This is a genomic window from Methyloceanibacter sp., assembly GCF_050999895.1.
In the GTDB taxonomy this organism is placed as follows: domain Bacteria; phylum Pseudomonadota; class Alphaproteobacteria; order Rhizobiales; family Methyloligellaceae; genus Methyloceanibacter.
Map to the genome: position 1 here is coordinate 1 of NZ_JBPCOU010000107.1, position 11,268 is coordinate 11,268.

The following is an 11,268-nucleotide window of genomic DNA, read 5'->3' on the forward strand; positions in this document are numbered from 1 at the left end:
CCGCAACGCGATGCACGCTACCAGAGCCGCTGTCGAGGAGGGCATTCTGCCGGGCGGCGGTGTCGCCTTGTTGCGTGCCAGTCGGGCGCTGGCAAGACTTAACACCGACAACGACGACCAGAAGGCGGGCATCGAGATCCTGAGGAAGGCAATAGCTTGGCCGGCCCGGCAGATCGCAATCAATGCCGGACTGGACGGCTCTGTCGTCGTTGCCAAGATCCTGGAAAAGGAAGACAACGCCTATGGCTACGACGCCCAAGCGGGCGAGTACGGGAATCTCCTGTCGAAGGGCATCATCGACCCCGCCAAGGTGGTGCGCGCGGCGCTCCAGAGCGCGGCCTCGGTGGCGGGCCTTCTCATCACCACCGAAGCCATGGTGGCCGAAGTACCGGGCCCGCCGCCACCAGAGCTTCCCGGTCATGACCACGACCATCATCACGATATGGATTTCGACTAGACACGGGTTTCCGGCGGTGCCCGTCCGCGCAAACCGCCGCAACTACTCAGTCTTGTTCGCCATAGACGGTGCGCGTGATCGGCTGCCTCGCGTCGAAAAGGCAGAGATTGCCCGAAGCTTCGCCTCACCACGACGATGGCCGGATGCACGTCGAAGAAGGGCAGCGTCGCGGCGCCCGACTTGAGCTCGATGGCGTTGGAGCGACGTGATGACACCACACAGTGGTACTACTCCCAGCCTCGGGGGTTGATCGCCTCGCCCTCGGTGCCGAGCAGCTTGTCGTCCTGATTGAAGAACTGCGACCAAAACAGGCTCCAGCGTAGGGACTGAAGAGTTCCGATGCTTCATCACGACGGGGGAGTAAGTCTGAATGACGAGGCACCAAATCCGCTTCTCGAAACTGGTCCGGGCCGCGAGCAACGACCGAAGCCGTGCAGACGTCGCCTTACGACTTCCGTGTACCCCAGCAGAATGGTATCCTTAGCGCCGATCCCGGTCATCCGAGGAATGTCGGGATAAAGTGGCCGAGCGGCGAATGTTCTAGGGGGAAAAGTTGGGCATGGATTACGAGTCCCGTTTCCGTCAGCATCTTGACGCGCTGCACGCGGAGGGCCGCTATCGGGTTTTCGCCGACCTGAAGCGCCGCTGCGGCGCCTATCCGACCGCCGACCACTTTACCGACGAGGGCACCCGCGACGTGACGGTGTGGTGCTCCAACGACTATCTCGGCATGAGCCAGCACCCGAAGGTGCGCGCCGCCATGCATGAGGCGATCGACGAGGTAGGCGCCGGCTCCGGCGGCACCCGCAACATCTCCGGCACCACCCATTACCATGTCGAGCTCGAGGCCGAGTTGGCCGACCTCCATGGCAAGGAGGCCGCGCTTCTATTCACGAGCGCCTATATCGCCAACGACGCCACGCTCTCCACGCTGGTCCGGTTGATCCCGGGCCTGGTGATCTTCTCCGACGCCAAGAACCACGCCTCGATGATCGAGGGCATCCGCCATGGCGGCGGTGAGAAGCGCATCTTCCGCAACAACGACATCGGCCATCTCGAGGATCTGCTCAAGAAAGTGCCCCTGGAGACGCCCAAGATCATCGCTTTCGAGAGCGTCTACTCCATGGACGGGAATATCGCCCCGATCGCCGCTATCTGCGACCTCGCCGAGAAATACGATGCGCTCACTTATCTCGACGAGGTCCATGCCGTCGGCCTTTACGGGCCGCGCGGCGGCGGCATCGCCGAACGCGAAGGCGTCATGCATCGCGTCGACATCATCAACGGCACGCTGGCCAAGGGCTTCGGCGTGATGGGCGGCTATATCGCCGCGAGAGCCGCCTGCTGCGACGCCATCCGCTCTTATGCGCCTGGCTTCATCTTCACCACTTCGCTGGCGCCGGCCATCGCCGCCGGCGCGCTCGCCTCGATCCGGCATCTGAAGCGGAGCGAGATCGAGCGCGCGCGACTGAAGGAGCGGGTCAAGACGGTGAAGCGGCTGATGGCGGAGGCCAAGCTTCCTGTGATGGAGAATCCGAGCCACATCGTGCCGGTGATGGTCGGAGATCCCGTGCACTGCAAGGCGGTGACCGACACGCTGCTCACCCATTACAGGATTTACGTGCAACCGATCAACTATCCGACCGTGAAGCGCGGCACCGAGCGTATGCGCTTTACCCCCTCCCCGGTGCATACTGATGCCGAGATTGCGGCGCTGATAGCCGCCCTGGAGGAGCTGTGGGCCGCCTGCCCTGTCGGTAAAGGCGAGTATGTGAGGCTCGCCGCCGAGTAGCGGCCTCTCACCTCAGACTTTTTCCCCATCCCCGTGTGCCATCTCTCCAATTAGGAGGGGGATAGCTGGCGGCACGTCAACGCCGCTCTGGCGAAGGTCCGAGCTTGCCAATGCCACTCCACAGAGGCAATCTCACCCCAAAGGTTATCGGGTGCATGTCTCTGCCCCCTGATAACTCAACTGGGCCTCTTTTGTGCAACTCGTAACGCAACAGTCCGACGGTCACGACCGTCACCAGGAGGAGACCCCCGCCCAAGACGCGGAAGGGGAGGGAGAACGGCCCGCCTCGCTTCGCCCGCTCCTGGCGCTCTCGCCTTATCTCCTGCGCCACAGGGGCATGCTCGCCGCCGCGCTTGTCGCGCTGATCGTCTCGGCCGCGGCCACGCTTGCCGTGCCGCTCGCCGTGAGGCGCATGATCGATCTCGGCTTCGCCGACATCGAGCCCGATCTCATCGACAAATATTTCGCCACACTCGCCGGCATCGGCGTCATCCTCGCGCTGGCGAGCGCCGCGCGCTTCTACACGGTGAACTGGCTTGGCGAGCGGGTGGTCGCCGACATCCGCACCGACGTGTTCAAGCATCTGATGGGCTTGAGCCCCGCCTTCTACGAGGTGTCGCATTCGGGCGAGGTGATGTCGCGGCTCACAGCCGACACGACCCAGGTCAAGACGGCGGCAAGCACAGCGATCTCGCAGACGCTGCGCAATGTCCTGCTTCTGGTGGGCGCCACCGTCATGATGGTGGTGACGAGCCCCAAGCTATCGCTCGCCGTGCTTATCGCCATTCCCGTCATCATGCTGCCGCTCGTCGCTTATGGCCGCTCCGTCAGGGGCCTCTCCCGTCAGGCGCAGGACACGCTCGCGCATGCCTCAGCCTATGCCAGCGAGAGCCTTGCCCAGGTGAGGGTGCTGCAAGCCTTCACCCATGAAGGGGCTACGGCAAGGCACTTCGGCAAAGCGGTCGAGCGCTCGTTCCTGGCGGCCAATGCGCGGGCGAAGGCGCGCGCTGGGCTCACCGCCATCGCTATTCTGCTCATTTTTGCGAGCGTCGTGGGCGTGTTGTGGTATGGCGCCCAGGATGTGCTGTCCGGGGGCATGACCGGCGGCACACTGTCCCAGTTCGTCCTCTATGCCGTCCTTGCCGCCAGTGCTGTCGGCGGCCTTAGCGAAGTGTGGGGCGAAGTGGCCCAATGCATGGGCGCGGCCGAGCGCTTGAGCGAGTTGCTTCAGGTCCAGTCCAAGATCAAGTCCCCCCGTCATCCGAAGGCGCTGCCGGTGCCGCCGCGCGGAGAGATCGCCTTTCACGACGTCTCCTTCTCCTATCCGTTGAGGCCGGGGACACGCGCGCTCGATCGCGTGCGCTTTCATGTAACGCCGGGAGAGCGGGTCGCGTTGGTCGGGCCTTCGGGTGCGGGCAAGACCACGATCTTCGCGCTTCTGCTGCGCTTCTACGATCCTAGCTTAGGCAAGGTCGAGGTCGACGGCATTCCCGTGAACGAGGTCGCGTTGGCCGAACTTCGCGCCCGCTTCGCGCTCGTGCCGCAAGAGACGGCGCTGTTCGCCGACACGGTCGCCGCCAATATCGCCTATGGCGCGGAGCAGGCGAACCAGAGCGAGATCGAGGCTGCCGCCAAGGGCGCCTTCGCTCACGACTTTATCATGGCGTTGCCGCAGGGCTACGACACCATGCTCGGGGAGGGCGGCGTGACGCTCTCGGCCGGGCAGCGCCAGAGGATCGCCATCGCGCGCGCGGTGTTGCGCAATGCGCCCATCCTGCTGCTCGACGAGGCGACCAGCGCGCTCGATGCGGAGAGCGAGACCTTGGTGCAGAAGGCGCTCGACAAGATCTTGGAAGCCCGCACCACGCTTGTGATCGCGCACCGCCTGGCCACGGTGATGCGGGCCGACCGCATCCTCGTGTTTGATCGCGGGCGCCTCGTCGAGGAAGGCACGCATCAGAGCCTCATGGGCCGGGGCGGCGTCTATAAGCGACTGGCCGAGCTGCAATTTGCCCCGATGCCGCAGAGTGAACCCCCTCTGCATTTTCCTCATGGTGACGAGGCGCTGGAGCGCGCCAACTGAAGTAGGGCCGAGAGGCTGTAACGCGGCAGCATAGTCATTTTCCTGCCGGAACGGCCGCCGCCTTCGCTTGCGCGCGCTTCGGAGCGCCGACCCGCAAGCGCCGATCGGACAGCGACACCGCCCCGCCGAAGAACATCACCAGCGCGCCGATCCAGATGAGCCGGACCATCGGGTTGAAAAAGACCCTGACGCTGTAGGCGCCGTCTTTCAACTCATCGCCGAGCACCACATAGAGATCGCCCCGCCAGCTATTGTGGATGCCGGCCTCCGTGGTCGAGTTCTTCTCCACGATGAACGCGCGCTTCGACGGGGTGAGCTCAGTGACGGGATTTCCGCCGCGCGTCACCGCGAATGTCCCGACCCGCTCCTGATAGTTGGGGCCTTGGCGCGGCGCCACGCCTTGCAACACGAGCCGGTAGCCGGCGATATCGACCGAGCCGCCGGGCGCGAGCGCCTCGATGCGCTCGGACCGCCACGCCGTGGTGGCGACGAGGCCGATCACCATGAGGCCGACGCCCGCATGCGCCATGGCCCCGCCGAACGCGGCGCGCGGCAGGTTGCGCAAGCGCCGCAAGGCTTCCGAGCCCGAGACATCGAACAGCTTCACCCGGGATGCGAGGTCCGTCGCCGCGCCCATGAGGAGCCAAATGCCGAGCCCGATGCCGAGCGGCGCAAGCCAAGGTCCCTTCTGGTTGAACGCGAGCACGAGAATCATCACGGTTAGTGCGACGATCGCCGCCACCATCAGGCGCTGCGCCGCCGCCAAGAGATCGCCCCGCTTCCAGGCGAGCAGCGGCCCGAACGGCACGGCGATCAGGAGCGGCACGATCAGCGGCACGAAGGTGAGATTGAAGAACGGCGCGCCCACCGAGATCTTCTCGCCCGTGATCGCTTCGAGCGCGAGCGGGTAGAGCGTGCCGACGAACACGGCCGCGCAGGCCACCGCCAGCAGAAGATTGTTGAAGACGAGCGCCCCCTCGCGGCTGATGGGCGCGAACAGCCCGCCTTGCGACAAGAGCGGTGCGCGCCAGGCGAACAGCACGAACGCGCCGCCGATGAACACGCCCATGATGGCGAGGATGAACACGCCGCGCGCCGGATCGACCGCGAACGCATGGACCGAGGTGAGCACGCCGGAGCGCACGAGGAACGTCCCCATGAGACTCAAGGAGAAGGTGATGATGGCGAGCAGGATGGTCCAGACCTTCAGCGCGTCGCGCTTCTCCATCACGAGCGCCGAATGGAGCAGCGCCGTGCCGGCAAGCCAGGGCATGAAGGAGGCATTCTCTACAGGGTCCCAGAACCAGAACCCACCCCAGCCGAGCTCGTAATAGGCCCACCACGATCCCATGGCGATGCCGAGCGTGAGGCACATCCAGGCGGCGAGCGTCCACGGCCGGACCCAACGCGCCCAAGCCGCGTCGATGTGCCCGTCGATCAGCGCGGCGACCGCGAACGAGAACGCCATCGAGAACCCGACATAGCCCGCGTAGAGGAAGGGTGGATGGAAGGCGAGCGCGGGGTCCTGAAGCACGGGGTTGAGACCCTGCCCGTCGAACGGGGCCGGATCGAGCCGCACGAACGGATTCGACGTGATGACGATGAAGAGCAGAAAGGCGACGGCAATCGAGCCCTGCACCGCGAGCACATTGGCCTGGAGCTGGCGCGGCAGATTGGTGCCGAACGTCGCAACCGCCGCGCCGAACAGCGCGAGGATCAGCACCCACAGTACCATGGAGCCCTCGTGGTTCCCCCATACACCCGAGATCTTGTAGAGGAGCGGCTTGGCCGAGTGCGAGTTCTGCCAAACATTTAGGATCGAGAAGTCCGAGGTGACGTAGGCGATCGTCAGCGCGATGAAGGCGATCGCGATCAAAATGAATTGCATTTGCGCGGCGGGAGCGGCGACGGCGGCAAGCTGCGGATCGCGCAGGCGCGCGCCGATGAGCGGCAGCACCGTTTGCACGATGGCGACGCCCAGCGCCAGGATCAACGCGTAGTGACCGGTCTCTGCAATCATCTCCCGCTCCGATCGCCCTTTTTCAGTTCGTCTTGCCTTGAGACATAGACCCGTCCGCCTCAGCACCTTCGCGCCACATACCTTGCGCTTTCAGCTTCTTGGCCACCTCCGGCGGCATGTAGCCGCTTATGGCCAAACCCAGCGGACCCCGCGAGCATTGGAACTCTGAGCTTCGGGGCCGACGGCCGATCTTACTTGACTCTTTCGGGCGCTCACAACTCCGCATTGGAAGTCGTTCCTCTCTCGCACGATCCGGTCCTCGTCGTCTTCGTCGAGTTTCTTCACAAACATTGTCTGCCTTCCTATCTTGCTTACAAAACCATCGACCCAGCCACTCGTATAATCGAAGCCAGGCTTGGCGGCCTTCGTGAACTACTGCGCTGGCAAGGCCGTCACGCCAGACGAGGTGGACGACACCGTAGTCCACCAGTTCCATGTCTGGCTTGAGGAGAGTACCCTGTATCCCCGACCCAAGGACATGGTGCGGCGCACGCCATGTCTATGGAACGAGGCGTCGGAGCGGATCGGGTGCTGGCCCAAAGCCGAGCTCACGATCATCTCCTTCAAGGCTCCGCAAAGGCGGCTCCGTTGGGTCGCTTTCACCGAGAGCTTTCGGGCCGACGCCGAGCAGTCCGGTCGTCAGCCGAACGCGTTTGCCACCGGGCTCGCGCAGACGCTGCTTCAGGTCGCCCGCCATCACCTCCCCCTCGCCGATGATGCCTTCTCGCAGCTGAAGCGGATCGCCGCAAAACTGCCCCCTATTCCGCTCGAACTCACGCCCAAGAACAAGGCCTCCTGCGTAAGTTCGAGTCAGACGAGATGAAGGCAAGGCTCCACTTTTTGCCGGACGCGTTACAGGACGAGGTGATGAGGGCGTTAGAGAAAGGCCGCCTCCTCTTCGTCGACGCGCAGATGGCGGTCGCCATCGACGTCCAGCTTGCCGTCGGACTGAGGCCGCAAAATCTGAGCGCCTTGAACTGGCAGCGTCACTTCCTCGAAGTCGATGGACCGAGAGGGCGCCTCTTGTTGATCATCCCTGCGGCCGAGATGAAGTCAGGTAAGGACGAATTCTCCGCCGAGATTCCGAGCGACGTGGCACGGCGCCTCCGCTGGTATCGACGAACAATCCTGACCCGCCTCGGCGCCGATCCCAATGGCGATCTGTTCGTCACCGCAAAACGTATTAGAAAGAATCAACGCACCCTCACTAGTCAAATACTCAAGATCATTAAGCGACGCCTCGGGGTCCATATGACCGCACATCAGTTCCGCCATGTCCTCGGCAACTCGTATCTCGACGCAAACCCGAACGACACGGAGACCGCGCGCCTCTTGTTGGACATGCCTGGACCAAGACCACCCGCATCTATGTGGGCTCCTCGAGCCGGCGTGCCAGTCGTGCCTACAATGAGTTCCTCTTCGAACAGAGGGAGGGACTGAAGCTCAGGCGCAAGCGCCAACTCCGGCGCAAGCCCAAGCTCATCAAACAAGTCAAACAAAGCATCAAAGATGATCGCGGTGAGCCCCCATGCGCCGATTGAAGCACCTTCCCCCGAAGGATTGGCCGGCGGCGGACACGGCAGCCTTCACCAAGGCTTACGCGCCGGGCGACGTCTTCGACGAGACGAACGGGCCTGGAGCCCACCATTCCGAAGGCTGGCGCAGAATGGTTCGTACCAGCTACAGGCGCTGGCTAGGGTTTTTGAGCGAGCGCTATCCAGCCGATCTTCTGCGAGATCCGGCCGAGCGCATCACGCCCGAGCGCGTGCGCGCCTTCGTCGATCAGCTCTCCAGGGAGGTGCGGCCGTCCACGATCGCCATAGAAATCGCCAACCTCTATGCTGCGGTACGGCTGATCGACCCTAAAGCTGATTGGCGCTGGCTGGCGTCTATCAAGTGTCGGCTTGCCGCTCGCGCCACGCCCAAAAATCGCCTCGACCGATTGGTGCCAGCCTGGCAGACGCTCGACCTCGGGCTCAAGCTCATGGAGGAAGCGCGCCGGCTGCCGAACACCAGCGGCAAGGAGCGAGACCGACAGTATCGCGACGGCCTGATCCTGATCCTGCTCAGCCTCTGGACCATTCGCCGCCGCAGTTTCGCAGCTCTCACCGCCACGCGCCACCTCGAATTCGGCCCCGGTGAAGTGAACCTTCTCCTCTACCCGGAGGACACCAAATCCAAGCGGGAGGAGAGCTTCCGCGTTCCCGACGCGATCGTCCCCTATCTCCTGCATTATCTGAAGGTCGTCCGTCCTCGCCTCCTCGGCGGCAAGGCGCATGACGGGCTCTGGGCCTCCTGCAAAGGCTGCCCGCTGACGGCGTGCCGGATCTACGACATCGTCCGCGCCCGCATCAAAGCCGCTTTCGGCAAGGACATGGGCCTGCACGATTTCCGCCGCGCCGCCGCGACCTTCCTAGCCATTGAGGCGCCCGACCAATTCGGCCTCATTCCAGGCATTCTGCAGCACACCTCACTCGAGGTGGGCGAAAAACACTACAATCTCGCCCAATCGGTCGAGGCAAGCCGACGATATGGGGCGCACCTCGCCAAGCTTCGAGCCACGCTCAAGCCGATCAAGAAGAAGGACTGATCCATGCGCGCCGTCATCTATGCCAGGTACAGCACCGAGCTGCAGAGTGCATCGAGCATCGACGACCAGGTCCGCCTCTGCCGTGAACGCATCGAGGGTGAGAACGGCAAAGTTGTTGAGATCTACGCGGACTATGCCATCAGCGGCTGCAGCCTACGTAACCGCCCCGCGCATGAACGCGCTGCTTATTGATGCGAAAAGCGGCAGGTTTGACGCCGTCATCGCCGAGGCGCTTGATCGTATCAGTCGCGATCAGGAAGACATAGCCGCGATCTACAAACTGCTACATCATGCCGACGTGAAACTTTTTACCCTTGCTGAAGGCGAAATCAGCGAACTTCATGTCGGCCTCAAGGGCACGATGAATGCTCTCTTCCTGAAGGACCTAGCCCAGAAAACGCGACGAGGTCAGCGGGGGCGAGTTGAGGCAGGCAAGATCCCTGGCGGCAATAGCTACGGCTATCAAATCATCCGCAAGCTTCAAGACGATGGTTCGTATCCACTGGGGAACGTGAAATCGATCCAGTGGAAGCCGAGATCATTCAGCGCATTTTCAAGGAGTACGCCGATGGCATGTCACCCCGGCAAATCGCAGCCCGGCTCAACCGTGAAGGAGTGTTGAGCCCGCGCGGAGCCCAATGGAACGCCTCGACGATCAACGGAAACCGGCTCAGGCGGAACGGCATACTCAACAACGAGCTGTATGCTGGGCGTATCATCTATAACCGTCAACGGTTCGTGAAAGACCCAGATACCGGAAAGCGCATCGCGCGCCGTAACTCTGAACGTGAATGGGTCACGAAACAGGTCGCAGCTCTGCGCATCATCGACGATGACCTGTGGCAAAGAGTTCAAGACATTAAGCGCCGTTACTCCTCGCGCTGGGGAAATAAGCGGCAAACGAAAAGGCGACTCCTGTCTGGGTTGCTCAGATGCGGTCGGTGCGGTGGCGGTATGACGACCAGCAGAGGGAACCGCTATTACTGCTCGGCACGCCGAGAGAAGGGTACGTGCGATGCTGGCCGTGGCATTAGCGTCGATGAACTGGAAGCACGGGTCTTGAATGCGCTCCGAGACATTCTCCTTGGCAGCGAAGCACTCGTCGCGGAGTTTGCTGCCGAGTTCAAAAGGGAACTGAAGCGAGTTCAGAGGACAAGTGGCGCCGCCGTTCGAAACCTCCACAAAGAGCGTCAGCAGGTGGAGCGTGGGATCAAGCGCTGCCTTGACTTCATCGTCGGAGGCGAAGATGACCCGGGCTCTGTTCGCGAACAGTTGCACCAACTAGAGGGACGCCAGCGTGAGCTCTCGATCGAGTTGGAAAGACAAACTCCAGACGCGGTCGCGATCCACCCCAACCTCCCCGATCTATACCGGAGAAAAGTCGCCAAACTGCAACAGCTCGTCAGCGACGAGGCCACGCGTCCGCAGGCGGTCGAGATTGTTCGATCGCTAGTTGAGCGGGTGGACGTTCATCCGGGCCGGGAACGCGGCAAATGTGAGCTCACAGTCGTGGGCGCATTGGCCCAGATACTGACTTACGCTCGGAAAAAGACGACCGCCGGCCAGTCTAGGCCGGACGGCGGTACGTCCTTGATGGTTGCGGGGGCCTGCAACCACCGAGAATTAACTTTGCCGCCCGTGCCAATTTGAGGTCCCGAAAACCGTTGTACGGGTAACCGTACCGTGGGTTCGACTCCCTCCCCCTCCGCCACCTTTTTGATGTAAGCCATTCAAAACAAGGCATAATTTATGAAACTACTAAAAGCAACCCGCGGTGTTGTTTTCACACCATCTCCTTAGCTCGCCGAAGCTTGCGGGCCGGTACGGTGTTCGCTGCTCAAGGTGCGCGACTTAAAGGCAGCACCGCTTTAACCAACCCCAAACGAGAAATTGTCGGTGGATCCAAGCAATTTACTGCCCTAGCAAATCTGGCGAGGCGTGGCCGTGCTCCTACCTGAAAACAGGGGTTCAATGCCCCTAGGGGGCGCCACGTTTTCAGGGTTGTACTGGCCAGCCGACAGTTTCTGTCCAATTAATGTCCAATAATGTATGCAACTAAAAGGGCTTCCCACCCCCGGGAGGCCAGGTGATATGCTCTACGTTCGGGGGCAATTCCAATCGGCAAATCGCGGCGAGCATGGCGTGGCTTCCGTGTTCGCTGGCGTGCACCTGGCTTCCCTGTTGCGTCCCAAAAAAGGTAATGGGCAAATTGTCACTTCAAGAAAGGCTGCCACTGAGTGCCGTGCTTTTCTGACCTTAACTCGGCAACAGGGGCCACGTTTCGCTCAACGACGATTACAAAAGGATAGAGATGGATCGAATTAAC

At 62.4% G+C, this 11,268-nt stretch carries 10 protein-coding genes; 9 read left to right on the plus strand and 1 reads right to left on the minus strand.

Features of this window, described 5'->3' with window-relative positions; all coding sequences use genetic code 11:
• The 3 genes from ACR2J1_RS11715 to ACR2J1_RS11725 form a co-directional block, all read left to right on the plus strand.
• On the plus strand, nucleotides 1-457 hold a 457-nt coding region (locus tag ACR2J1_RS11715), incomplete at its 5' end, for a TCP-1/cpn60 chaperonin family protein (protein ID WP_434019502.1).
• A gap of 559 nt (nucleotides 458-1,016) precedes the next feature.
• Entirely contained in the window at nucleotides 1,017-2,249 is a 1,233-nt protein-coding gene (hemA, locus tag ACR2J1_RS11720; RefSeq protein WP_434019503.1) for a 5-aminolevulinate synthase, read from the plus strand.
• A gap of 193 nt (nucleotides 2,250-2,442) precedes the next feature.
• Complete coding sequence (locus ACR2J1_RS11725) at nucleotides 2,443-4,332, plus strand: ABC transporter transmembrane domain-containing protein (RefSeq protein WP_434019504.1); 1,890 nt, start codon at nucleotides 2,443-2,445, stop codon at nucleotides 4,330-4,332.
• A 34-nt stretch (nucleotides 4,333-4,366) separates the two neighbouring features.
• On the opposite strand, the gene ACR2J1_RS11730 is transcribed toward ACR2J1_RS11725, so the two are convergent.
• On the minus strand, nucleotides 4,367-6,352 hold the full coding sequence (locus ACR2J1_RS11730) for a heme lyase CcmF/NrfE family subunit (protein WP_434019505.1): 1,986 nt from the start codon (nucleotides 6,350-6,352) through the stop codon (nucleotides 4,367-4,369).
• A gap of 367 nt (nucleotides 6,353-6,719) precedes the next feature.
• On the opposite strand from ACR2J1_RS11730, the gene ACR2J1_RS11735 reads away from it, so the two are divergent.
• From ACR2J1_RS11735 to ACR2J1_RS11760, 6 genes are all read left to right on the plus strand, one after another.
• The gene (locus tag ACR2J1_RS11735; protein WP_434019506.1) at nucleotides 6,720-7,175 is read left to right on the plus strand and encodes a hypothetical protein; all 456 of its coding nucleotides are present in this window, start codon (nucleotides 6,720-6,722) and stop codon (nucleotides 7,173-7,175) included.
• A 44-nt stretch (nucleotides 7,176-7,219) separates the two neighbouring features.
• Nucleotides 7,220-7,792: a tyrosine-type recombinase/integrase gene (locus ACR2J1_RS11740; protein ID WP_434019507.1), complete on the plus strand. Its 573-nt coding sequence runs from the start codon at nucleotides 7,220-7,222 to the stop codon at nucleotides 7,790-7,792.
• An 88-nt stretch (nucleotides 7,793-7,880) separates the two neighbouring features.
• Nucleotides 7,881-8,942 (plus strand): hypothetical protein, encoded by a 1,062-nt coding sequence (locus ACR2J1_RS11745; protein ID WP_434019508.1) that lies wholly within the window; start codon nucleotides 7,881-7,883, stop codon nucleotides 8,940-8,942.
• Nucleotides 8,943-8,945: 3 nt separating this feature from the next.
• Nucleotides 8,946-9,134: a recombinase family protein gene (locus tag ACR2J1_RS11750; protein ID WP_434019509.1), complete on the plus strand. Its 189-nt coding sequence runs from the start codon at nucleotides 8,946-8,948 to the stop codon at nucleotides 9,132-9,134.
• A complete protein-coding gene (locus tag ACR2J1_RS11755) occupies nucleotides 9,115-9,564 on the plus strand; it encodes a recombinase family protein (protein ID WP_434019510.1) in 450 nt (149 codons plus the stop codon). Before ACR2J1_RS11750 ends, ACR2J1_RS11755 begins: the two co-directional genes overlap by 20 nt.
• Nucleotides 9,468-10,592 (plus strand): recombinase family protein, encoded by a 1,125-nt coding sequence (locus ACR2J1_RS11760; protein ID WP_434019511.1) that lies wholly within the window; start codon nucleotides 9,468-9,470, stop codon nucleotides 10,590-10,592. Before ACR2J1_RS11755 ends, ACR2J1_RS11760 begins: the two co-directional genes overlap by 97 nt.
• The last annotated feature ends 676 nt before the right edge of the window (nucleotides 10,593-11,268 follow it).